Origin of the sequence: Sphingobacterium suaedae, from assembly GCF_042684625.1 — a bacterium.
Lineage (GTDB): Bacteria > Bacteroidota > Bacteroidia > Sphingobacteriales > Sphingobacteriaceae > Sphingobacterium > Sphingobacterium suaedae.
Window position 1 is genome coordinate 56,120 of record NZ_JBHULR010000003.1, and the last position, 21,735, is coordinate 77,854.

Sequence of the window (21,735 nt, forward strand, 5' to 3'; positions counted from 1 at the left end):
AATATGTATACCATGAAAAAAAATAAAATAATCTTTTGGGTGGCTACAGTTATCCTTATTCTATGGGAAGGGGTCATGCCACTAGCAACCATGTTGTTCGCTCCACAGTTCGTCAATGCGGGAACGAAACCGCTCGGCTATCCTGACTATTTTGCATATACGCTGATTATTTGCAAAGTACTCGGCGTTATAGCGATTTCACTTCCGAGTCTTCCTAACAGGATAAAGGAGTGGGCCTACGCCGGCCTGACATTTAATCTGATCTTCGCGTTTATTAGTCACGCCTGTGTAGATAAGAATATCGGATTCATGGTTATGCCGCTTGTCGTACTAGGTATTTTGATACTGTCTTACCGTTACCGTGACTATGCCGCTGTTCAAAACGACAAAAAACATCCGAATGCAGATCTGATTGATCCTGCCGGTACTCTTTAAGTTCAGAAGAGGCTCACCGTAATAGATATGGAATAATAGACAATTTTTACATCAATCAAATAAACTATGAAAACTAACAGCGTTTCTTTACATCGAATTTTAACGGCAAGCCCGGAAAAGGTATTTCGCGCTTTCTCCGATCCCGTAGCACATGCAAATTGGCTACCACCTTATGGCTTTGTTTGTACCGTCCAAGAAATGAACTTTCAGGTCGGCGGAACTTTTAAGATGACTTTTATCAATTTCAGCACCGGAAACAGTCACTCCTTTGGAGGTGAATATCTGGATATAAAAAGCAACCAGTTCGTCAAATACATCGATCGGTTCGACGATCCCAATTTGCCGGGCGAAATGATAACGACAGTGTCGTTATCAAGGGTCTCGTGTGGTACCGAGCTTAATATTGAGCAATCGGGTATCCCAGAAGCTATCCCGGCCGAAATGTGTTATTTAGGATGGCAGGAGTCTCTAGATAAGCTGAAAAAATTAGTGGAACCGGAGATACCCGATGCATAATGTACAGGCGATGTTAGCTCAACAGCGCACCAAATTAATGAGTGGGATTTTTATTACGTTTTCCGGCAATTGTAAACAGGCACTTATGTTTTACCAAGCTTGTTTTGGAGGAGAAGTACAGATTGAATCTCTGGAATCTCCCTTACAAGGCTATTCAGAAATTCCCGTTATTAGCGGATCACTTTTATCGGACCGGATTACCATTCATGGATCCGACTTGGTACATAACGAAGGCCGGCAAATAGGGAATTATATGTCGATTTTTCTTCCCTGCAGAGATGATTTGGAGCGGAATGCCATCATCGCCAGGCTAGCACCGGAATATGTTGGAATACGAGCTGATGAAGGATTAGCACTCGTGGAAGTGACGGATCCCTTCGATGTGCGATGGGTTTTGGGAATTTAACGGGAAGGCGCTACCGATAGTGCCTTCCCAATTACTATATGGAGGCCGACTTACTGTACAAGTTTGTGCGCGGAATAAACTATTTCATGTTTCTGTTGTTCTCTCCAATAAAAGCTGGTAATTATGGATTTAAATAGGTCATTTCAATATACACATGATGGGAGAACAATACAATTTACAGCAACCTACAACCTGCAACTGCATAATTTTTCGATTGTAGAGGATGGATGCAGCCCATACACACTAAGTTACCATCCCACGACTAAGAGTTGGACAACTTCCTCAGGGTCGGAACCGTCGATACCCATTGCTACGTTGGCGGATCTCGTACAACGTAATTTTGGAGTTTTTGTATAAGTGTAGCGGTACAAATCTATCCAAGCGGATCAATACGCGAGACAGAATAACTTTTTTTGTTAGACCGGACGAAGAAAGAAGCACTCCGCTGTCATAAACCTTCGTCTGCTACAAACGTATTGAACCTTCCGTGACCAACGTCACAATCTGTACCCCACATAATTTAACGTTTACAATAGTTTAGCGCTTGGGAGCCGAATAAGGCTTCCAAGTTTTTTCGGAAGTCCTTAGCCGATTTGGTTGCTCAGATCTTGGCCCGCCGAATATCCTCTTCATATTCGTTCGCTTGTTTTGATGTCTACAGACCCCTGGGCGTAGACAAACATCGGCGTGCCAACAATGGATTCACGAATTCTTGATTTCCCAAAAAGCTTCTGATGTAAATTGGAAGAATGAATAGACGGTCGTCGACTATATGTTGGAGCGTGCCTATCTACTGTTTGGAAACAAATCGGTAGATGAAGTTAGCCAGACAAAACGTGTGCGTAAGGGTTTCATAGCGCGAATAATTACAGATGCATGTTCAACCACGCATTGTTGCAGGGAGGTGGACAGTATTATGAGAGGCTGGAGGAAATCCCGGCGCGGTACTGGTTGTTCACGGTACAGCAGACACGATTTGACATATAAAACACACGGATTAATCGCTTTCGGCCATACGAGGATCGAAAGTACTTAATTTAGGAGGAACTAGACATGAATTGCATGTCGATGATTAGAAAGTGATCATCTGCGCGGTAACCGTATTTTTTCCGCATCGAATGATCGAGAAAAATGATTAAATTAGACTTGAAAACATGAAGAAATGAATACCAGCGCAGATATCTTCTATCCAAAAACAAAGTCAGCGTGGCGAACATGGCTGATTGAAAATCACGAGAAAAAAAATGCGATATGGGTCGTATTGTTTAAAAAAAAATCGAATCAACCCACTATTTCCTGGAGCGACGCGGTGGAGGAGGCTTTGTGTTTCGGTTGGATTGACAGCATAAAAAAAACAGTGGATGAAGATCGATCCATTCAATTTTTCAGCAAACGCAAACCCAAGGGGACATGGTCAAAAATCAATAAGCAACGTATACAGCAACTTATGGAGACTGGCAGAATGTTTCCTGCCGGTTTGGCCAGCGTTGAAACGGCGAAGCAGAATGGTAGCTGGTCCATCTTGGATGATGTGGAAGAACTGATCGTACCTCCAGATCTGGAAGGGGCACTGAAAAAGAGCGGCGAAGCCGAAGCCTATTTTTTAAGTCAGAGCCGCAGCAAGCGAAAGATGCTGCTGCATTGGGTAATATTGGCCAAGCGGCCGGAGACGAGACGTAAGAGAGTCGACGAAATTGCAAATTGTGCCGCCGAAGGCAAATTGCCGCGCGGCTTTTAATCTAAAAACTAGTTAAATCAAAACGGAAAGTCTATCAAATATATTCAATTGCACCAAGATGCAATTCCTTGATGGGTGTATCATCTAGGCATCATGCTGATTGTGTTTATGTTGTGCTTTTTTTTCTGAACGAATATTTAGAAATTCGACCAAGACAGAAAATGCCATCGCAAAATAGATATATCCTTTTGGAATGTGCTGATCAAAGGCCTCAGCAGTCAACGAAACACCAATGAGTAATAAAAACGCTAAGGCCAACATCTTAACAGAGGGATAATGATTGACAAAATTACTGATGGGTTCCGCTGAAATCATCATAATCCCAACAGCAACAATAACGGCAGCGATCATTACCCCGATATAATCGACCATGCCTACTGCCGTAATAACCGAATCAAGCGAAAAGACGAGATCCAATATCAGGATTTGTGTGATAACATGAGTAAAAGTGATCCGTTTAAGTCGCATACCCTCAACCTCCGCATGCCCCTCCACACGGTGATGTATCTCCGTTGTGGATTTATAAATAAGAAAAAGTCCGCCGAAAAATAAAATGAGATCACGGCCAGAAAGCGATAGATACCGAACGATATTTGGATTGTCGATGTTTAGCCAGCCAGCAATATCGATCAATGTAGTAGTTAGACCCATAACCCACTTTATCGAGAACAAAAGGCCGACCCGCATAATCAAAGCAAGAGCTAAGCCCACTTGTCGAGCTTTCTTCTGTTGTTCTAACGGAAGTTTATTGCTTTGTATCGAAATAAATACGATGTTGTCAATACCTAGTACAATTTCTAAAATTGTAAGGGTAAAAAAAGATATCCAAATCTGTGGGTCGGCGATCCATTCCATATAATTCCTTTAGCGTCTTAGTTAAAAATCTAACGGGTTCGTTGCGTATATCATCCTGTGAACACCTATGAACAAATATTGTTTTGTGTATCGTGCTGTGGTCGAAAAATTGTTGTTTGCATTATATTATTTTATCTTTGTTGTCAAGATACTTTTTTATAAAGATTATGAGTACGCCAAATAAAATTACAATCTTGAGACGCTTGAGTCAGCAACTTGCATATACAACACTGCAAATGCATGAGCATATTGGTCGGTCGATTGGCCTTTCTGGAACTGACCATAAGTACTTGGGTTTATTTGTTCAAAAGGGTAAAATGACGGCCGGAGAGCTTGCATTATTAACCGGTTTAACATCAGGTGCTGTAACTGCTTTAATAGACCGGTTTGAAAACAAAAAGCTGATTAAACGGAAAGCGGATAAAAAAGACAGAAGAAAAGTCAATTTAATACCTGATAAGGAGAAGATAGTCGCACTGCTTACGCCAGTTTATAAAGACTTTCAAGATGCCACGGATGCATTAATAGCTTCATTATCGGAGACAGAACAAAACGTACTGGAATCTTATTTCAAAGGGTATATCAAATTGATGGAGGACAGCATGCGTATGGAAAGGGAGGAGGTCGGAAATATTTCCGGCGACCGCTTTTATCACGGTACAAAAGCCGATTTACAGATTGGCGACTACCTGACTGCTGGTTTTAAATCAAACTACCATCCTGAGGTTGTAATGAACCATGTCTATTTTACGGCATTGATAAACGGGGCAGGGCTGGCTGCCGAATTGGCTCCGGGCGACAAACCACCTCGAGTGTACATTGTGGAGCCAACAGGGAATTTTGAAGATGATCCGAATGTGACGGATAAAAAATTTCCCGGTAATCCCACACGTTCCTATCGGAGCAAAGAACCGTTGAAAATAACAGGGGAAGTCGTCGATTGGATAAGGCTTACCCCCACTGAATTGCAAGAATGGCGAAACAAGATTTCCGCATTGAAAAATAATTCGCAGGCTGAGATTATCAATTGATTAGTATAGGAGTAAGAGCAGGGGGTCATGTAAAAAACAGATGAGAAAGCGTGTGAAATTTTGGGTGCCTAGAAACGCAAACGGCTTCCAATGCATTAGGATGATGGTAAACCGTTTCATCCTGGTTTATCAGCTTGACGTTAAAAAATACTAAATCCGTAGCATGAACACAGGTTTATCAAGGCCATTTTACTATATTGTACGCGGTAACTAAACATGAGACATATGAAATGCCCAAATTGTAATGAAACATTATTGATGACGGAACGCCAAAATGTAGAGATTGATTACTGTCCAAGTTGTAGAGGCGTTTGGTTGGACAAAGGAGAGTTGGATAAGTTGTTGGAACACGCAGCAGGGCAACGTGCAGATAACGGATATGCAGTCGACAGAGAGATGGGGCGAAATAAGCATGCTCATGAAGATAGCGCGTACATCGACAGACATGATAGAGAGAGGGAACATTACGCGGATAAAAATAAATATCCGCACGGACGTAGGAAAAAATCTTTTTTATCGGATTTCTTTGATTTTGATTAGACGAAATAAAGGATTCAATAGCGCTTCATACTGCTCTATTAGGGCCTAGATGGTCTCAAACATTTTGCCTGGGATGGAGGTGCTTTCCAACCCATTCGAACACTTTTGAACAATAAAAAGTAAACGTCATCTTTTTCTTTTTCGAAATGCTGCAAAGGTTGCCGTTAAACGTATTCCCATTTCTTTACAGATTTATGGGTTTCATTTGTATTTTAATCATCGCATTTGATGGATATTTTAATTGAATTTTTAAATAATCTCAGCGATCCTGACTGGATCGTTGCCCACGGTGGGCTGTATCTATTGTTATTTATCATATTTGCGGAGACGGGTATACTGATTGGTTTTTTTCTTCCTGGAGACCCAATTTTGTTCATTGCCGGGATGATAGTCTCCAATATGACACTTGCATCGGCAGAGCAGACGTCGACCTTGTTGTATTGGATATTGTTCATTTCCATTGCCGCAATCCTCGGAAACTTTGTGGGATATTGGTGTGGAAAGCTTTTTGGTAAACGTATCATGCGCATGAAAGATACATGGTTCTTCAAAAAGGATTACATCTTGAAAGCGCAAGAATTTTATGGTAAGCGCGGGGGAGGCGCAATCGTTCTTGCTAGGTTTCTTCCGATTGTACGTACTTTTGCTCCGATAGTGGCTGGTATCGTAGGTATGAGTTTTCGAAAATTTGTAACCTACAATATTTTGGGTGCATTTATATGGGTAGGAAGCTTAATGACGTTAGGCTACTTATTAGGAGAAATGCCTTGGGTCCAACGTAATCTAGAGGTAGTCATTTTGTGTATTGTATTCGCAGCGACGGCTCCAGTGCTATTAAAGACATTCGCCGGCAAACGAAAAGATTCTACACATATATCGGATGCCAATACGTAACGTATCTGCATACGTACGGAAGATACAAGCCGCAGCAGCGAGCTACGATTTGCGCATGTTGGCACGTTTCTAAACGTGCATATGCGCGTGAGGATGCACCATGTTGCGTAAGATAATAGTTGAACTGCAGACGATTGTGTGCATCTCCGAAAATTGTACATTTTGTACCGTCTATGTCGCTTTCAGAAAGGTGCGGATGAAAAATAAAGTGCGCCATGAACCGCACACCACCCAACAGACTCTGTGTAACGAAAACCTTCAGAGGGTATACATAATCTGGCGGTTGGTATGATCAATACTGCCTGACAATTTTTAGTCTTTTTCGACAGGGAGAACTTGGAAACTGTCATACTACAAACATGAAACCGGAAGAGTTACGCTTTGTGCAAAAATATATCTATCTTTGCATCAATTTATTTATTTTTTATTTATTAAATCGCCATGAAAGAAGGCATTGTAAAATTTTTTAACGAAACAAAAGGTTTCGGGTTTATTACTCCAAATGACGGTGGTCGTGAAGTTTTTGTTCATGTTTCCGGACTTAAACAGAACATTCGTGAAAATGATCACGTATCGTTTGAGGTAGAAGAAGGAAAGAAAGGTCCTAATGCAGTAAATGTTAAGTTGATCTAAAAATTACTCTTGCATATATTGTAAAAGCCGTCCCAAAAGGGGCGGTTTTTTCGTTTCCACTGTCGATGTCGCGCAGGGTATAGCCGTAGCATGTAGCGGCCGATAAAACTAAAAACTTTTTCGCAAGTCTGTTGTCCTTTGCACATAGGCGTCGTTTGTTAAACAGAACAATCGCTTATTCTCCCAATAAAAAACGAGGAAATGAAACAGTCTCCCAAAAGAAGCTATAAACGAAAAGGTAGTGATCGTAACAACGACAGTCCTACCGATAAAAAACTAAAGGGAAATCCTGTCGAGCAAATAGAAGCGCGTGTAAAGCAGCGCGCATCCCCCGTACATCCACATACCAGCGATTGGATGAAAAGTGTAAAAAATGCTCCAAAACAAGCTTTTTATGATCGTGTTGAACCGATGCTAGCAACCTTGGTTGATCAACCTTTTGATCATGCCGATTGGATATATGAAGTGAAATGGGATGGTTACAGGGCGTTGGCCTTCGTGAATAAAACCGATGTGCAGTTGAAATCCCGAAACGACAAGAGCTTCAACGAAAAATTTTATCCTGTTTATGAAGAATTGAAAAGACTTAAATTGGAAGCGGTGTTGGATGGAGAGGTGGTTGTACTCGATCCGAACGGTCAAGCCAACTTCGCCTCTCTGCAAAAGTGGCGGAGTGAAGCGGATGGGGAGTTAGTCTACTATGTTTTTGATCTCCTGTGGTATAAAGGAAAAGATCTGAAAGATTTATCATTAGCACTACGTAAAGAAATACTGAATCAGATACTACCCGATAGTAATATCATTATTTATAGCGAACACTTCGAGACATCAGGTATAGAATTTTTAAAAACGGCAAGGACACTCGGCCTTGAAGGTATTATGGCTAAACGTAAAGACAGCAATTATCAAATACACAACCGCACAAAGGACTGGTTAAAAATTAAAGCGAGCAGGAGACAAGAAGTCGTAATTGGTGGATACACGCTGAATGAAGACTCCAAAAAGCCGTTTAGTAGTCTTCTGGTTGGGGTTTTTGACGAACAAAATAAGCTGATCTACAGCGGTAAGATAGGCACAGGGTTCACGATGGCGATGCAAAAAGATCTGAAGACCTTATTCAAACCATTAATTACGGCAAAATCTCCCTTTTTCAAGGAGCCTGACGTTAACCAACCGTCCCGATTTCGTCCAGACCCACCGCGGGCAGCAGTCACTTGGCTAAAACCGGAGTTGGTCTGTGAGGTTAATTACGCAGAACTCACCAAAGACGGAATCATGAGACATCCATCTTTTGAAGGGATGAGAAGCGACAAGAAGGCGACAGCGGTCGTCTTGGAGAAAGAAAAACGTGTGGCCGAGGTGGTGGAGCAGACCGACGGACATGTCCTAAAACCTCGGCCAAAACCTATCCGAAAAACCTTACTTAACCCAACAGAGAAAACACAAGTTAAGCGCGTTAATAAGCAAGAGCTAAAGTTTACCAACTTAACAAAGATGTTTTGGCCCGAGCAAGGGATAACGAAAGGTGATTTGATTAATTTTTATTATCAAATGGCTCCGTATATATTGCCGTACTTAAAAGATAGGCCGCAGAGTATGAACCGATTCCCCGACGGTATCCACGGAGAAAGTTTTTATTACAAAGACGTGACGGGCAGGGCGCCGAAATGGGTGGACACATTCCGCTATATAAGCGATACCGACGATCGCGAACGACACTATCTCGTCGGGAAAGACGAGGCCACATTACTCTATATGGCGAACCTTGGCTGTATCGAAATGAATCCTTGGAACAGCACCGTAAAAAAGCCTGATTATCCAAGCTTTTGCATTATTGATCTTGATCCCGATAAAAATTCCTTTGATCAGGTAATTGAAGCAGCACAGGTAACAAAACACGTCTTGGATGAAATGGGTGTCCCCTGTTACTGTAAAACGAGTGGCTCGACTGGACTGCATATCTACATCCCTCTTGGGCAGAAGTATACATATGAACAGTCTAAGGAATTCGCTCGCTTGATCGTCACGTTAGTACATCAGCAGATTCCAGCGTTTACCAGTTTAGAACGTACGATTAAGGATCGTCGCGGAAAGATGTATTTAGATTTCTTGCAGAATAGACCACATGCTACGATCGCTTCTGTATATTCGGTGCGGCCAAAGCAGGGAGCAACCGTGTCTATGCCCCTACATTGGGATGAAGTAAAGATAGGCTTGAAGATGCAGGACTTCCATATCTTTAATGCAGTGGAACGGGTACGTAGTGAAGGCGATCTCTTCAAACCAGTACTTGGCACAGGGATCGACCTAAAAAAAATAGTAGAGAAATATGCTAGTACCTTATAGAGAATCGAAAGGGGCTGCGCGATATAAGGAACGTGGTTCGTATACTGAATTTAAGGTCAGAGAGCAGGGCACGTTACCTGCTCTTTTTGGGCTGAAGCCTTTGGAATATACTAGAATTCCTCCGATACTGTACCGAAGGAATCCCAAAAAGTAACAATTAAAAATTTGTCAGATACATATAAGACATTGTCACGATCAATTGGTTTAAAGATCGGAGTAGATAGAAAGGAGCAATCCTGCGCCAAGATGGAACACCTGAACCATCCGTGGTGTAGTCGACGAAGAACACACTACAGACCGAGGGGAGAGCAAAAACGTCTAAGGGCTAATCCACAGAATAAGCGGATGTGTGAATTTTCAAACGACTTGCTCGTTTCGTTGTTTTCTTTAAGACGACGCATTCGTACGAAAACAGCGTAAAAACGTAATCTTTCAAACTTAGACAAATGATTAAATTCGAAAAACAGCGGATAGCAGCTATCGGGGCATTACTACGAGCGAGAGAGGAACGTGTTTCTGTCGCGGAGAGCGTGACTGCTGGTGTAGTGCAGTGCGCATTTTCGCAGATGGAAGGTGCCTCTGATTTTTTCGCGGGTGGAGTCACCGCATATACGATCGACGAAAAAGTACAGATCTTGGGCGTAGAGCGGCCTTTAGCCGAGGAATGTAACTGTGTATCTAGAGAGGTCACCGAGCAAATGGCGGTAGGAGTTGCAAAGCTGTTTAAAAAAACGAGCTGGGCGATAGCGACCACAGGATATGCAACAGTCGTCGACGAATCGGAGGGACAGCTTTATGCCTTTTACGTGATTGTACATCAGGGTAAGGTCCTACACTCGGAGCGTGTCGTTCTTCCTCTGGGAACTTCACCGGAAGAAGCACAATATCGCTACGCTGTCATGGCTCTGGACAGCTTTCACGAATCTTTGAAACATACAGCGCGGAAGATCTTTTAAAAGTAGCCCTATACATTTCGATACTTGTAGTTGATTCGCTACATGAAATACCGTCGAAAGATTTTATTTTTGGTTCAATACATATAGTTTAATGTAGAATCGATGTACGAGTAGAGGCATAGCCTCTACTCTCTTTTTGAAATCCCTTTTCCAACATGGCTGACACAAATAATCAATAAATTGATCGGTTTTTATTATTTATTCGCTGCCTAAGCTTGTATACTTGTTTGATCCGTTTGCGCAGTAGGACGCCGTCACCGCGCCTTTTGGTCATCTCTTTATCTACGAAATAAACCGACTATGAAAAGACGAACGTTTTTGCAAGCCCTGAATCTAGGTATAGTTTCAACTGCCTTTGTTGGTACAAAAAGCTATGGTTTCTCTTCGCTATTGGAAAATCCGGCCAATCAAGAGCTAGCGTACCACCGAATTCAACATATTGATTTTTCAACCGTGCAGTTGCGCTATCCCAGACTGGTCGGTAAAAATGCCCGCCTTGATTTACACGGCTACGGCCCGAACGTAGAAATTTGTCGTTTAACTACCGATAAAGGTGCTACCGGTTGGGCATCGTTGCGGGGATCCAAACGCGAAGCAGAACAGTTGATTGGCGAGCTACGGGATAAAAAAGTATCGGACTTGTTTGCGACGGAGGCGGGAACGTTACAAGCACGACATATCCCCTTTGACATAGCATTGCACGATTTGGCTGGAGTCATCCTGCAGAAACCAGTATATAGCATGCTAGGGCGTGAAAAGCCTTTTATCACCGATTATTATAGCGGCATGATCTACTTTGACGACCTCGAACCTGCTAGCCAGCCGGGCGGAATCGATCGCATTTTGGAAGAATGTGAGTACGATTACGGGGTTGGATATAGGCAGTTTAAACTAAAAATTGGCCGCGGACACCGATGGATGCCATTCAAACAGGGATTGCAGCGTGATATTGACGTCACCAACGCGGTTGCGAAGGCGTTTCCTGATTGTCAGATTTTGGTAGATGGCAATAACGGGTTTTCAGTAGATCAGTTTATTCAATATCTTCGAGGCATTCCTTCTGTTTCGTTGTTTTGGATTGAGGAACCATTCCACGAAACAGTAGCCGACTACCAAAAATTGCGCGACTTTGTACGGAGTGCGGGAATAAAAACATTGTTAGCAGATGGAGAGGCCGATCCAGACCCCAAATTGTTACGCGAGTTGATTAGTAGAAAATTACTGGATGTGCATCTGACGGACATCGAAGGACTCGGATTTACAAATTGGCGTCAATTGATGCCAGAATTAAAAACAATGGGTGCACAAGCATCGCCCCATGCATGGGGATCGTTGTTAAAAACGAATTATACGGCCCATCTCGCCGGTGGACTAGGAAATACGGTAACTATTGAAGGAGTGACAAGCACGTCAGATGATGTCGATTTATCGGGCTATGTGGTACAAAATGGAAAATTGATTCCCCCTTCAGCACCGGGTTTTGGCATGCCATTGTTGAAGAAAATCTGAAGCATGTAATCGTTACCGACCAGGTTTATCCCGACCTATGAATCTATTGTTGCCCAGTAGGAAACCAATCGCACGCTGTATGTTTTTGGTGCGACTAGCCGACGTTTTTAAGGAGGCTATATAGCGAATAATCTCGTTCCGCAAAGAAGGCGACAGGGATTGAAATACAGCATGCGCCTCAGGGACTTGCACCAACGCCTCCATAAAGTCGGGATCGGGATGTAAACTGCGATCCCTAGGGTCGAATGCAATGGTTAATTCCACGGTTTCTCCGATTCGTTTGGGAGAGTTCGGTAACATAACCGTGTTGATGTAGAAGCGCCAACATCCTTGATACCGGATCAATGTTTGGGTATAAGCTTTCCCATTTACTGATCCGTATACAGGAATTGGCCCTTTTGTTCGGCCAGCGTCACGAAAAAGCGACGTTAACACCGAGTCTGGTACGAAAACAAATGGGTTGATGCCTATACGTTCCAAGGTAGCCTCAAATGTGTACATTCCTGTAGCGTTGATTGAGCTAAAGTTACAATTACAAATCCAGCTCGCCAAACACTTCCTAACCGAAAGGCTGAAGGGAGGGAAACATGATTTTTTCCGCCTTTACCTTCTCGCTATACCTCATACGTTGGGGAGCAGATTTTTGTCTTTTAAAAAGCTAGAATCGAGAGCTCTTTGTTAATACTCATTCCCGTTTTATGACCGGCATAGATTGCGCTCGTAATAGACCGTAAAAAATTAGAGTTATCGCCGCATGCATATACGTGGGGCACCGTCGTTTGTTGAAATTTGTTCACTTTAATATAGCCTTGCTTGGTCAGTTGGCAACCAAGCTGTTCTGGGAGATTATCGGGAAAAGCGAAGGGTAGAGTGGCATATACTACGTTGGCCGCTATACTGCTCTGATCCCGAAATAGAATCCTGCTCACCTGTCCGTTTGTATGAGCGAACGATTCAATATGTTTTTCTATGATATTCACGCCTTTTCGTTTCAGTTTGTTGCGCTGGGCAGAAGAAAACGAGCGGTGATCTGGAGCAACAACAGTAATATCTTCGGTTAAGTTCCTTACCAATGAAAGTAGCCGAACAGCTTCTTTCCCCTCTGCAAGGACAACCGTCTTTTGTTTCCTGTATGCATACCCGTGGCAATATGGACAATCCAAAACAGATTTACCCCAACAATCTATAAAACCGGGAGTCTCGGGTAATTGGTCGACAATTCCCGTCGCGAGAACAAGCTTTTTCGTACGGAACGCCTTTTTGCGAACCGTCTTGACAATAAGTCCCTCCGATGCCGGGGTCGCTGTCTGCACTCGATCGTTCAGATAGTATATCGTTGGATAGGTTGCCAATTGGCTCTTTGCTGTTCCAATCAGCGTGGCGGGTATATCGCCATCGTGGGCCAACACATTGTGTGCTTCTCGAGCATATCGGTTGCAAGGCCGCTCGTCGTCGATAATTAGTGTATGCTGCTCAAGCCTACCCAAGGCAAGTGCGGCAGCGAGTCCGGCGTAACTGCCGCCTATGATAATAACATCGTATGTTTTCATCTTCAGTTCTTCTGTCATTGAAAGTACGCACAACGAAGACTTTCGTTTTTTATAACATGCAGAAAAACAAGATCATGCCGCCTCTAGGCGGACAGACTATTTTTTGTCTGGCATATGCGATGAATCTGAAAACATCTTTTACGGAAGCGTTACTCCTCGACGATCGAGTTATTAACATCCAAAAATCTGTTGGAAAAGGTAGTGGCTATAATCTCAACTCAGCACATAAATCGTCCAACAATTTGGGTTGGCTATCGAGAAAATAAAAAATTGAGCTTGCTTTTGTGTTGGTAAATTAATTAATAACGCATGTCCAGCATACGGCCCCATATGGAGTACTTCCAAGAATAGGGCATCATAGGGTCGGTAACACCGTAGCGTCGGGATGCGTAACTTACCCACCCGTAGAACCTAGTGCAACGGATGGCGTACAATCATGACGACATACTGGTCGATACAAAAGACATCACTGCTCCTCGATCGGCAACGACCCAATTACGGTATCGCCCTTTACGGAACGAAGATAGGTTTCAAAGGCGAGTTGCAAAGCGTCGGTTATAGCTTTCGCATGCGGATCACTAGACCCGTAGGTGCCAAGCTGTTGTTTGTCCGTTTCGCTATTACCCACCATCGCTAATACACAATGTTCACTGTCGGGTAAGAACAAACCCACACCGATGATGTCTTCTCCGTACCGAACAAACCAAGTTTCTTCAGTTTGTTCATGAACGATATTCGGAAGGCGATCTGCTTTTGCGAGATCGTCCAATGTCAGGATTTCAAAATTCATAGCCATAGATTTTATATACAGGATACGTTTATAACTGAATTTTGTTTTTATAAAACTTGTAAAGCGTGATATTCGAAAAATGAGAAAACAAATTGGACACGTATGCGTTTACGCTACGGTATCCCATGCGTGTCTGGAGGCAGACTGATACCTTATGTATAGACACATATCGTGCATTCGCGGTATGTGTACACACAACTCAAAATCGTATTATGCAGACACCTAGAAATAAAACAAATGACCATTTGGCGAATGAGCGGACTTTTTTGGCCTGGATCCGTACTAGCATCGCGGTTATGGGATTCGGCTTTTTAGTCGTTAAGTTTTCCTTATTTATCAAACAGATCGCGCTGCTGATGGGAGAGGAGCTGACGGTTCCCGCACGGGGATACTCAGGTGCGATGGGCATCGCGTTGGTCGCGGTAGGGGCCTGTACCACGCTGTTTGCCTTCGTGAGTTATAAGCAGACCAAAACGCGTATTGAAAAGGATCTTTATAATGGGTCGAGCACGTTTGTGATAGCAATAACCGTTTTTATTGTTCTGGTTAGTGGCGCACTTATTTGGTATCTTTTGGAAAATATCTCCTGATGCGTACTTCGACTTCAGGGACGGCTAAAGCAAATTTGTGCATGCATTCACATGCACAAATTTGCTACCTAACTTCGGATTTCTTTCCGCATAAATAAATAATACCCCCACGCAAAACACATGAGAGTGGCTGCTAGCAGACCGCTCACTTGGGGCCAAACGATCAGCACACTTTGTCGAAAAGAAAGAGCTGATGGAATGGCTCCGGCCATTTGCTCCATAGTGATTGGACCTAGACTCCGCACCGATGGACTTAATAATGTTGTCGTCGCATCTGTATACAACTGGCTCGGTGATAATCGCAATATATTAAGTATAAGATTGTTATAGTCAATAAATTCTTTTTCTGTAAGGTAGCTTGGGTTTGGTAAAAAAGATCGAACAAATAAGTTAACGATAATCGGGAAGAAGACTGTAAAAAATAACCATATTCCTATGGCCGTTAAAGCAGATGTGGCAGCGTGCCTGAAGCGAATGGAGACGAGAATCGAGAGGCTTAACCAAAATGCAACATATAAAATAGTCATGAACACAAAACCGATAATACGTATAAATTCTTGAACTTCAATCCGTACTCCGGTACGCCATAATCCAGCGCCCAACATCAACAATACAAGTGCTGTGAAAAGCGTACTAATTATAAGTAATGGCCCTAAAAATTTAGCCAATAAAACATTATCCCGATAAATGGGGTGGGCGAGAAGGCGCACCATCGTATTTCCATTCTGTTCACCATTGATTGCGTCGAATCCGAGCGCAATGCCTAATAAAGGCCCTAGGAAATTGAGAAAAACATGGAAAGGTGGAATCGATTGATCCGTTGTCGTTAAAAGTTTAAGATAAATAAACGACTCGCCAGAATGCTGTAAATCCGTTATAGCACTTCTTAGGTTGGACGAGGACACGTACATGGATGCGATGAAAGTGAGGATAATTAAAAAGATCAATATAGCAAAACGCCAACTTCGAATATGAGCGGCGACTTCCTTATTTATTAAGACTTCTATAGGTTTCATATATTATATATATTTATTGGTAGATACGTCGTTTATTTAAGTGCGCGTTTATTGTTGATTCGTGTGGTGGACATGCGGGACGACGAGATTGTTTTCGAAATAGCGCGTGTAAATGTCATCCAACGTATACGTTTGCCGTTGCACAGAGGTGATATCTGCTCCTAAATGCACAAGACAACGAACGATAGTGGGTGTGTCATCAGCGGTGCAACGAATTTCCAGCGATGTTCCGTGACGCTTCACCTGTTGAACACACTTAAGCTCACCTAGTGTACGTTCCCAAGTGGTCATATCTGGAGGAAGTTGCTTGAAGTTGACCGTGGTGATGTATCCTTCCTCTTGAAAAAGATTGGTCGCTAGGGTATCTACAGTTCCTTCCACCAATAAACGCCCGGAAACAAAGATACCGACACGGTCACAAATTTGCTGTACCTGCTGCAAATGATGGGACGACAACAGTACGGTTAAGCCCTGCTGCTGGCTAAGGCGTCTAATGAGCGCTAAAAACTCGGCAACTCCGGTCGGATCAATCCCAAGCGTGGGCTCATCCAATATAACAACTTCAGGCTGTTTAATAAGCACATCTGCCAATCCTAAACGTTGCTTCATGCCCCTCGAATAGGCCGCGGTTTTTTTATGCATATGATCCGCTAAACCAACTTCCGCCAGCAGTGTCTTCGCTTTACGATCCGCCTCTTCCAATTTATATCCGTTTAATCGTGCAATCAAGGTCAAGTTTTCGAGCCCAGTGAGGTTGTCATAAAAACCAACGTTGTCCGGCAGATAGCCAACTTTCCTTTTCACAGCAATGGGGTGTCGTGTCGCGTTCTCTCCGCACACGAACGCTGTGCCTGTTGTTGGTTCCGCTAATCCCAACATCATGAGAATACTTGTCGTTTTTCCCGCTCCATTCGGACCCAATAAACCAAATATCTCGCCTTTATAGATCGTGAGATTGAGTTGATCGACGGCCAGAAACGATCCATAACGTTTGCTAAGATCCGTCAGTTCAATAATAGGAATACGCATTGTTTTTCTTGTTTATAGTTTCAGAGTGTCGGCATTGCAGCCTCAATAATAGGCGATTCGAACGCTATTAATCGTAGCGTCCGCTATCGTCTTCCATACTTGCGTATTAACAGGACAATTAGACCAATGGCGCAGGCAATAACAATTACACCGATCCAACCAGATAGCAGGGATGTTTTTACGGTGAACCGAAAAGCGGTCTCCGCTTGCGTATTAACATTTTTCGATAACAGTTTTGCAGCATAATCGCCGGCTATCGTCTTTTCCGGAACGTTAAGCACGACCTGGACTTCGGTCGATTTACCAGCCTCCAAATGGGTAATTTGAGCAGGTTCGAAAGTCGACTCCCATTTGGACGGAAGCTGTGCTGACAGCTCAATATCCTGAAGGGGTAGGGTGCCCGTGTTTTTAATCAAAATTTTGACCTGTTTCCGACTGCCTGTCGTCACTTCGTCGCTAAGACGTCCCGTCGGTGTGGTAAGTTCCATGCCATACGTTCCCCGTACTACCGCCTCGAGGGCTAACGACAGGGTATCTCTAGGGGAGAGCGCTTTAATGGACAGCGGGTATTTGCCCGGTTTTGCCGAAAATGGCGCATTGATTTCGATACCGATTTCGCGGCTTTGCTCCTGTTCCATTTGTACGGAGGTCACTGTATTTCCGTCTACTCGCATGCGAACTTGCCATCCCGCTGGGATATCCGATTGGAATTCATATACGACAGGTGGTGTGTCCCCGTGAAAAAGTGTTGCATTATACCGGAATGGTTCATTGGCAGGTGCCTCCATGTTCAGTAAACGGGCTTCAAACCGCGATGGTGATTTGATTTGCGCTTGTACCGGAGTGGGTATCCCGTATCCTAGGTAAACAAAAAGCGCACACAAAATAGATGGATACAATTTAGTACTTCGTAGTAATCCTGTTAACATAATCCAATAACTAAAATTTATAAGTAAATAGAATAATAGTCTATAAAGAATGTCTTTCCAGTAATCTTACCTGTTTCCGTTTTTTTTTGCCAAAATAAAAATCGCATTTTATTTTTTCAAGATCAGGCGCAAAAAAAATAAAAAAAGCTACCTAACATCTTATGGGTACAGGCTACTTTGAAAAAAGCGTATGGCCGATGCGGTTTGGTTTTTTACCACAAAAAAAATACCTGAATTCACATTTATTTTACGTTAAATTATTTCTTGATAAAAATCGAATTTGCTGAAAAAAGTGTTTTAAACCCTATGTTTATCCCGATAGGAAAATACCTAAACCATTCCGTACTTGTCACGGCCCCTCCGTACGGTCATATCGATATCAAAATTTAACGAGTTAGCGGTGTTCTATTATAAAGCTAAAACATCGACTACAAGAAAGGAAACAGATATGGAAAGCAAACAACTGCACGCGGAATTGATGAAAAACCAGCAAATTTTACGAAATATTGCATTTAAATTTACGAAGGATCCGGAGGAAATCCAGGAATTGGTGCAAGACGCACTTGTCAAATCCATAAACTACGTAGACAAATTTTTTAATCACCCCAAACTGGTTGCATGGCTTTATGTCATTATAAAGAACGCATATATCAATAATTACCGAAGGCATCAAAAGCAGTATCGCTTTGAAGATCATCAAAAAGCGGCCTATAAAGGAGATGGTTGTGCAGAACCAGCGGTAGGTAATCACGCGGAGAGCAAATTTATCATGTCCGATATCAAGCGCGCCTTAAACAAGTTGCCTGCAGACTATCAGGTCCTTTTTATGCGCTATACCGAAGGTTACAAGTATCGTGAATTGTCGGAAGAGTTTGGTATGCCGGAGGGGACGATTAAAACACGTATTCATTTTATTCGTAAAACCCTTCAGAAACAACTCGCTGTTTATCGGCAAAACGATCCGCATTGTGCCGCGTAACCGAGTTGTCACAAATAGGGATGGCTTAGTGGCACACCCGCTTATAGACAGCCTTCGTGGATGTGCCTAATAATACATCGTATAAATTCTAAAGTCATGAGAAAGTTTATTCCAACATATTGGCATGCTGTTATGGATTATTTGCTAGTTTTTATATTGCTTTGTGGACCATTTATATCTGAATTTCACATGGTGGGAACGGCAGCCACCGTCAGCTTTGTCTCTGGAGCTGCGGTGGGTATCATTTCATTAATAACAGCGAATGAAGGCGGATTAATCCGCATGCTACCCATGCACATCCATCTATGGATCGATATCGGTTTAGGGGCTTTTCTGATTGCTTCTCCTTTTGTATTAGGATTTAGTGATGCGTTATACTCTTTCCATATGCTGGTAGGCTTTTTTTTGATCGGCTTGGGGTTATTTACGGCCACGCATACAAAGAGGCACCGCCCGCCTGTAAAGATCGATTAGGATTCGCTGTGCACGAAGAACCGTTTAACACATTTTAACGAATAACGATGAAACAAATGTATATCGAAGACGCATGCATAGTACCCATCGATTTCACAGCAGAATCGCTCTCCCGGGAAATCAAAGAACTACGGCCCACTGTTTATGTCCAAGGCAATGCCTTTTGCTGCTTGTTGGGTGCAGATCCGCAAACCGGTATTTTTGCATGTGGAGACACCATCGAAACAGCATTAGCCGCTTGGCAGGATGCTCTGGTTGAATATATGAAAAAGGCATTGGAAGACGATGAATTGCGGAATTACGTAAGCGACAGTTTAACAGCGTCGAATAGGGAGGTCTGGTAAGTTTGTTATTGTGATCCATTTGCGCGGTGTCAGGCGGATTTTGTTTTAAGAGGGGAATGGCTATATACAATCGAATAAGATCTCTTTCGTAAAAGCCTGCTTCCTCTATACTATAAATCGGTCTCTACATCGTTGGATACAACCATGCGGCATAAGTGCAACAACGCGGTAGCCAGCAGATCGGTCGACGAGATAGGATCTGTCGAAAAAGGAGATAAGGTGCTGTATTGTGTGGCGGCTTGATAATATAGCGAGGAATTATCTTTTGTTCAGTGCACATACATCGCCGGCCTGCTCATAGAAATGATCCGAGATTGGGGGAAGTCGTCCATTTGTCGCCGCTACGGCCTGTTTTATCGAAAAAAGTTCTGCCCTCGGCGATAAATTGAGCAAAGTACTAGACCGGCTCACGGACTGAACCACCTTTCCTTACTTATATCAAGTCCGACTCTTGGCCGACGATATTTTCTTTCTGACCGTCTCTGCGCGTTTCTTCCATGTTGAAAGATAGTCAGCTTGATAGATGGGAATACCTTTCTCGTCTAACAGTCCGAGTTTTTGTGCCAACGCCTTGGTCGTTGATTTCAACGAACGAACATCCTCGTCAGCGGCGAGTTCGGCGAGATTTGCCTCTTGATGATGCTCAATAGCCTTGGTAATGATTTTTAGTTCGGCCTGATAATTTTTCTGTTTACGAAAAATGATCATGAGACGCGAATAGGCGCGAACATTCAGTTGGTCTTGCTTAAGCGCCGCGCGATACATCTGTACCGCTTTTTTTAAGTCGCCACTTTTTTCAGCATCCGCGGCGGCATGTAGCTTAGCGTGTAGTCCTATTTTATTTGATGTCGTCATACGTTGCACGAATTACAGGTGACAAGGAGGTGATATATGTAGCTTTCATGTCAAAAAAACAGACTCCTAACGGTACCGTAGGGAGTCTGCTTCTTTAAACCTTAATGAGCAATTAGATTTTAGGATGAACGGTCGCGCCGGTAAATAGTTTTAAAAAAATAAAAAAATACAGATACAAGATGCATTTCAGGTGTTGAAGAATTGCTAAACAATAAGTATGGAAAAACTTTTATCACGTTTCCACGGTTTATGAGACGATGGCAATGTACAATTGTCTAAATTGAATATTTTTATTCCATGAACATAAAAATTATCACACCGATCAAGCTGTTCGTATTGGGCATGCTATTCGCTTGCTTGACACTTCACGCGCAGCAGGATTCCGCACGCTACGCCTACAGTACTATCATTAATCAGACCTACAAAATTGCGAGAAATGAGGACTCGCTGCAATTGGATTTGTTTATCCCCCAGGGTGCCAAACAAAAGGACGTTCCGGTGATTGTTGTCGTTCACGGTGGGGGGTGGGCATTTGGTAACAAAGATCTGGATGGCATCCCGTACACGCGGATGCTGAAACAAAAGTTGTTGCAGCAAGAAATTGCCGTAGCCAGTATCAGCTACAGCCTGGTGTCGAAAGACGTTCATTTTCCAGCGCCAATTGCTGATTGCAAGGACGCTGTTCGGTGGCTACGCGCGAACGCCAAGCAATATAACTTAGACACGACAACAATAGGTGTATGGGGAGGATCCGCAGGAGCGCACCTGGCATTGCTTATGGCCTACACCTCCGAAGCTGAATTTCCTGGTGATCCCCAGCTGAAACCATATTCCGCCCGCGTGAGTTACGTAGTCGATAACTTTGGTCCCACCGACCTAAACGAATTGTTCAAAGTGGATCTAAACGGATTTTCTACGTTTATGTTTAAGGTATTTATTAGACGTCTTTATGACATTCGTAATAAACTGACCTTAGCGATGACAGGCTACGATTTCAAAACGGATCGTGATAAGGTGATAGAAACGAATGATAGATATTCTCCGCTACGTTTCATAAACGAGCATGCGGTACCCACGTTGATTTTGCATGGGACGAAGGACAAGATCGTTTCGCTCAATCAGTCGGAAGTATTAAAGGACACCCTGGATCGTTATGATATACCGAACCAACTGATTCGCGTAGACAAAGGGGACCACGGATTTAATAAAATCGGGATGAAGAAGACAGAAGAACTCGTCAATATCACGGTCGATTTTATCCAAAGACATACTGGGAAAAATTAAAACGTGCAGGTGTTCCTTAGGAAATGACAAGTCGAT

The 21,735-nt window shown here is 43.1% G+C and carries 25 protein-coding genes and 1 pseudogene; 18 read left to right on the top strand and 8 right to left on the bottom strand.

Annotated features, from left to right (window positions below; translation table 11 throughout):
* The first annotated feature begins 12 nt into the window (after positions 1 to 12).
* The 4 genes from ACFSR5_RS03510 to ACFSR5_RS03525 all read left to right on the top strand — a co-directional run bounded on the left by ACFSR5_RS03510 (position 13) and on the right by ACFSR5_RS03525 (position 3,095).
* Positions 13 to 435, top strand: a complete 423-nt coding sequence (locus tag ACFSR5_RS03510) for a DoxX family protein (RefSeq protein WP_380900772.1) — start codon at positions 13 to 15, stop codon at positions 433 to 435.
* 66 nt (positions 436 to 501) lie between these two features.
* On the top strand, positions 502 to 951 hold the full coding sequence (locus tag ACFSR5_RS03515; protein WP_380900774.1) for an SRPBCC family protein: 450 nt from the start codon (positions 502 to 504) through the stop codon (positions 949 to 951).
* Positions 944 to 1,357 (top strand): glyoxalase, encoded by a 414-nt coding sequence (locus ACFSR5_RS03520; protein WP_380900776.1) that lies wholly within the window; start codon positions 944 to 946, stop codon positions 1,355 to 1,357. The genes ACFSR5_RS03515 and ACFSR5_RS03520 overlap by 8 nt, the downstream gene beginning before the upstream one ends.
* 1,162 nt (positions 1,358 to 2,519) lie before the next feature.
* On the top strand, positions 2,520 to 3,095 hold the full coding sequence (locus ACFSR5_RS03525; RefSeq protein ID WP_380900778.1) for a YdeI/OmpD-associated family protein: 576 nt from the start codon (positions 2,520 to 2,522) through the stop codon (positions 3,093 to 3,095).
* 84 nt (positions 3,096 to 3,179) lie between these two features.
* Here ACFSR5_RS03525 and ACFSR5_RS03530 read toward each other — a convergent pair whose 3' ends face one another.
* Positions 3,180 to 3,950 (bottom strand): TerC family protein, encoded by a 771-nt coding sequence (locus tag ACFSR5_RS03530; RefSeq protein WP_380900780.1) that lies wholly within the window; start codon positions 3,948 to 3,950, stop codon positions 3,180 to 3,182.
* A 236-nt stretch (positions 3,951 to 4,186) separates the two neighbouring features.
* On the opposite strand from ACFSR5_RS03530, the pseudogene ACFSR5_RS03535 reads away from it, so the two are divergent.
* The 8 genes and pseudogenes from ACFSR5_RS03535 to ACFSR5_RS03570 form a co-directional block, all read left to right on the top strand.
* Positions 4,187 to 4,381, top strand: a pseudogene (locus tag ACFSR5_RS03535) (MarR family winged helix-turn-helix transcriptional regulator); the annotation flags it as partial.
* A gap of 159 nt (positions 4,382 to 4,540) precedes the next feature.
* The gene (arr, locus tag ACFSR5_RS03540; protein ID WP_380903165.1) at positions 4,541 to 4,981 is read left to right on the top strand and encodes an NAD(+)--rifampin ADP-ribosyltransferase; all 441 of its coding nucleotides are present in this window, start codon (positions 4,541 to 4,543) and stop codon (positions 4,979 to 4,981) included.
* A gap of 225 nt (positions 4,982 to 5,206) precedes the next feature.
* The gene (locus ACFSR5_RS03545) at positions 5,207 to 5,521 is read left to right on the top strand and encodes a TFIIB-type zinc ribbon-containing protein (RefSeq protein WP_380900782.1); all 315 of its coding nucleotides are present in this window, start codon (positions 5,207 to 5,209) and stop codon (positions 5,519 to 5,521) included.
* Between the two features lie 228 nt (positions 5,522 to 5,749).
* The gene (locus ACFSR5_RS03550) at positions 5,750 to 6,415 is read left to right on the top strand and encodes a DedA family protein (protein WP_380900784.1); all 666 of its coding nucleotides are present in this window, start codon (positions 5,750 to 5,752) and stop codon (positions 6,413 to 6,415) included.
* A 441-nt stretch (positions 6,416 to 6,856) separates the two neighbouring features.
* Positions 6,857 to 7,048, top strand: a complete 192-nt coding sequence (locus ACFSR5_RS03555) for a cold-shock protein (protein WP_380900786.1) — start codon at positions 6,857 to 6,859, stop codon at positions 7,046 to 7,048.
* A gap of 201 nt (positions 7,049 to 7,249) precedes the next feature.
* Complete coding sequence (gene ligD / locus ACFSR5_RS03560; protein ID WP_380900788.1) at positions 7,250 to 9,394, top strand: DNA ligase D; 2,145 nt, start codon at positions 7,250 to 7,252, stop codon at positions 9,392 to 9,394.
* A gap of 446 nt (positions 9,395 to 9,840) precedes the next feature.
* Positions 9,841 to 10,350, top strand: a complete 510-nt coding sequence (locus tag ACFSR5_RS03565; protein ID WP_380900790.1) for a CinA family protein — start codon at positions 9,841 to 9,843, stop codon at positions 10,348 to 10,350.
* A 300-nt stretch (positions 10,351 to 10,650) separates the two neighbouring features.
* The gene (locus ACFSR5_RS03570; protein ID WP_380900792.1) at positions 10,651 to 11,859 is read left to right on the top strand and encodes an enolase C-terminal domain-like protein; all 1,209 of its coding nucleotides are present in this window, start codon (positions 10,651 to 10,653) and stop codon (positions 11,857 to 11,859) included.
* A gap of 12 nt (positions 11,860 to 11,871) precedes the next feature.
* Here the strand turns inward: ACFSR5_RS03570 and ACFSR5_RS03575 are convergent, their stop codons facing one another.
* Together ACFSR5_RS03575 and ACFSR5_RS03580 are read right to left on the bottom strand one after the other, a co-directional pair.
* Entirely contained in the window at positions 11,872 to 12,360 is a 489-nt protein-coding gene (locus tag ACFSR5_RS03575) for a YdeI/OmpD-associated family protein (protein ID WP_380900794.1), read from the bottom strand.
* A 149-nt stretch (positions 12,361 to 12,509) separates the two neighbouring features.
* A complete protein-coding gene (locus ACFSR5_RS03580; protein WP_380900795.1) occupies positions 12,510 to 13,409 on the bottom strand; it encodes an NAD(P)/FAD-dependent oxidoreductase in 900 nt (299 codons plus the stop codon).
* Positions 13,410 to 13,465: 56 nt separating this feature from the next.
* Here ACFSR5_RS03580 and ACFSR5_RS03585 point away from each other — a divergent pair, with 56 nt between their 5' ends.
* Positions 13,466 to 13,675 (top strand): hypothetical protein, encoded by a 210-nt coding sequence (locus tag ACFSR5_RS03585; RefSeq protein WP_380900797.1) that lies wholly within the window; start codon positions 13,466 to 13,468, stop codon positions 13,673 to 13,675.
* Between the two features lie 200 nt (positions 13,676 to 13,875).
* Here the strand turns inward: ACFSR5_RS03585 and ACFSR5_RS03590 are convergent, their stop codons facing one another.
* A complete protein-coding gene (locus ACFSR5_RS03590; RefSeq protein ID WP_380900799.1) occupies positions 13,876 to 14,199 on the bottom strand; it encodes a hypothetical protein in 324 nt (107 codons plus the stop codon).
* 125 nt (positions 14,200 to 14,324) lie between these two features.
* Here ACFSR5_RS03590 and ACFSR5_RS03595 point away from each other — a divergent pair, with 125 nt between their 5' ends.
* Complete coding sequence (locus ACFSR5_RS03595; protein WP_380903167.1) at positions 14,325 to 14,789, top strand: YidH family protein; 465 nt, start codon at positions 14,325 to 14,327, stop codon at positions 14,787 to 14,789.
* 68 nt (positions 14,790 to 14,857) lie between these two features.
* On the opposite strand, the gene ACFSR5_RS03600 is transcribed toward ACFSR5_RS03595, so the two are convergent.
* The 3 genes from ACFSR5_RS03600 to ACFSR5_RS03610 form a co-directional block, all read right to left on the bottom strand.
* The gene (locus tag ACFSR5_RS03600; protein ID WP_380900801.1) at positions 14,858 to 15,805 is read right to left on the bottom strand and encodes an ABC transporter permease; all 948 of its coding nucleotides are present in this window, start codon (positions 15,803 to 15,805) and stop codon (positions 14,858 to 14,860) included.
* A 48-nt stretch (positions 15,806 to 15,853) separates the two neighbouring features.
* Positions 15,854 to 16,834, bottom strand: coding sequence for an ABC transporter ATP-binding protein (locus ACFSR5_RS03605; RefSeq protein WP_380900803.1), 981 nt, complete (start codon positions 16,832 to 16,834; stop codon positions 15,854 to 15,856).
* 83 nt (positions 16,835 to 16,917) lie between these two features.
* Positions 16,918 to 17,763: a COG1470 family protein gene (locus ACFSR5_RS03610; RefSeq protein WP_380900805.1), complete on the bottom strand. Its 846-nt coding sequence runs from the start codon at positions 17,761 to 17,763 to the stop codon at positions 16,918 to 16,920.
* 448 nt (positions 17,764 to 18,211) lie between these two features.
* Here ACFSR5_RS03610 and ACFSR5_RS03615 point away from each other — a divergent pair, with 448 nt between their 5' ends.
* The 3 genes from ACFSR5_RS03615 to ACFSR5_RS03625 all read left to right on the top strand — a co-directional run bounded on the left by ACFSR5_RS03615 (position 18,212) and on the right by ACFSR5_RS03625 (position 19,560).
* On the top strand, positions 18,212 to 18,742 hold the full coding sequence (locus ACFSR5_RS03615; RefSeq protein WP_380900807.1) for an RNA polymerase sigma factor: 531 nt from the start codon (positions 18,212 to 18,214) through the stop codon (positions 18,740 to 18,742).
* 96 nt (positions 18,743 to 18,838) lie between these two features.
* Positions 18,839 to 19,216: an SPW repeat domain-containing protein gene (locus tag ACFSR5_RS03620; RefSeq protein ID WP_380900809.1), complete on the top strand. Its 378-nt coding sequence runs from the start codon at positions 18,839 to 18,841 to the stop codon at positions 19,214 to 19,216.
* Between the two features lie 47 nt (positions 19,217 to 19,263).
* The gene (locus tag ACFSR5_RS03625; RefSeq protein WP_380900811.1) at positions 19,264 to 19,560 is read left to right on the top strand and encodes a hypothetical protein; all 297 of its coding nucleotides are present in this window, start codon (positions 19,264 to 19,266) and stop codon (positions 19,558 to 19,560) included.
* A 438-nt stretch (positions 19,561 to 19,998) separates the two neighbouring features.
* Here ACFSR5_RS03625 and ACFSR5_RS03630 read toward each other — a convergent pair whose 3' ends face one another.
* Positions 19,999 to 20,415, bottom strand: coding sequence for a hypothetical protein (locus ACFSR5_RS03630; protein WP_380900813.1), 417 nt, complete (start codon positions 20,413 to 20,415; stop codon positions 19,999 to 20,001).
* Between the two features lie 297 nt (positions 20,416 to 20,712).
* On the opposite strand from ACFSR5_RS03630, the gene ACFSR5_RS03635 reads away from it, so the two are divergent.
* Entirely contained in the window at positions 20,713 to 21,699 is a 987-nt protein-coding gene (locus ACFSR5_RS03635) for an alpha/beta hydrolase fold domain-containing protein (protein WP_380900815.1), read from the top strand.
* Positions 21,700 to 21,735: the final 36 nt, after the last annotated feature.

Coding starts and splice junctions, on each gene's coding strand:
- ACFSR5_RS03570 (WP_380900792.1), top strand. CDS start 10,651: ATGAAAAGACGAACGTTTTTGCAAGCCCTGAATCTAGGTATAGTTTCA.
- ACFSR5_RS03575 (WP_380900794.1), bottom strand. CDS start 12,360: ATGTACACATTTGAGGCTACCTTGGAACGTATAGGCATCAACCCATTT.
- ACFSR5_RS03625 (WP_380900811.1), top strand. CDS start 19,264: ATGAAACAAATGTATATCGAAGACGCATGCATAGTACCCATCGATTTC.
- ACFSR5_RS03530 (WP_380900780.1), bottom strand. CDS start 3,950: ATGGAATGGATCGCCGACCCACAGATTTGGATATCTTTTTTTACCCTT.
- ACFSR5_RS03590 (WP_380900799.1), bottom strand. CDS start 14,199: ATGAATTTTGAAATCCTGACATTGGACGATCTCGCAAAAGCAGATCGC.
- ACFSR5_RS03515 (WP_380900774.1), top strand. CDS start 502: ATGAAAACTAACAGCGTTTCTTTACATCGAATTTTAACGGCAAGCCCG.
- ACFSR5_RS03615 (WP_380900807.1), top strand. CDS start 18,212: ATGGAAAGCAAACAACTGCACGCGGAATTGATGAAAAACCAGCAAATT.
- ACFSR5_RS03610 (WP_380900805.1), bottom strand. CDS start 17,763: ATGTTAACAGGATTACTACGAAGTACTAAATTGTATCCATCTATTTTG.
- ACFSR5_RS03565 (WP_380900790.1), top strand. CDS start 9,841: ATGATTAAATTCGAAAAACAGCGGATAGCAGCTATCGGGGCATTACTA.
- ACFSR5_RS03585 (WP_380900797.1), top strand. CDS start 13,466: ATGCAGAAAAACAAGATCATGCCGCCTCTAGGCGGACAGACTATTTTT.
- ACFSR5_RS03555 (WP_380900786.1), top strand. CDS start 6,857: ATGAAAGAAGGCATTGTAAAATTTTTTAACGAAACAAAAGGTTTCGGG.
- ligD (WP_380900788.1), top strand. CDS start 7,250: ATGAAACAGTCTCCCAAAAGAAGCTATAAACGAAAAGGTAGTGATCGT.
- ACFSR5_RS03635 (WP_380900815.1), top strand. CDS start 20,713: ATGAACATAAAAATTATCACACCGATCAAGCTGTTCGTATTGGGCATG.
- ACFSR5_RS03510 (WP_380900772.1), top strand. CDS start 13: ATGAAAAAAAATAAAATAATCTTTTGGGTGGCTACAGTTATCCTTATT.
- ACFSR5_RS03595 (WP_380903167.1), top strand. CDS start 14,325: ATGCGTGTCTGGAGGCAGACTGATACCTTATGTATAGACACATATCGT.
- ACFSR5_RS03580 (WP_380900795.1), bottom strand. CDS start 13,409: ATGAAAACATACGATGTTATTATCATAGGCGGCAGTTACGCCGGACTC.
- ACFSR5_RS03525 (WP_380900778.1), top strand. CDS start 2,520: ATGAATACCAGCGCAGATATCTTCTATCCAAAAACAAAGTCAGCGTGG.
- arr (WP_380903165.1), top strand. CDS start 4,541: ATGGAGGACAGCATGCGTATGGAAAGGGAGGAGGTCGGAAATATTTCC.
- ACFSR5_RS03600 (WP_380900801.1), bottom strand. CDS start 15,805: ATGAAACCTATAGAAGTCTTAATAAATAAGGAAGTCGCCGCTCATATT.
- ACFSR5_RS03520 (WP_380900776.1), top strand. CDS start 944: ATGCATAATGTACAGGCGATGTTAGCTCAACAGCGCACCAAATTAATG.
- ACFSR5_RS03545 (WP_380900782.1), top strand. CDS start 5,207: ATGAAATGCCCAAATTGTAATGAAACATTATTGATGACGGAACGCCAA.
- ACFSR5_RS03620 (WP_380900809.1), top strand. CDS start 18,839: ATGAGAAAGTTTATTCCAACATATTGGCATGCTGTTATGGATTATTTG.
- ACFSR5_RS03605 (WP_380900803.1), bottom strand. CDS start 16,834: ATGCGTATTCCTATTATTGAACTGACGGATCTTAGCAAACGTTATGGA.
- ACFSR5_RS03550 (WP_380900784.1), top strand. CDS start 5,750: ATGGATATTTTAATTGAATTTTTAAATAATCTCAGCGATCCTGACTGG.
- ACFSR5_RS03630 (WP_380900813.1), bottom strand. CDS start 20,415: ATGACGACATCAAATAAAATAGGACTACACGCTAAGCTACATGCCGCC.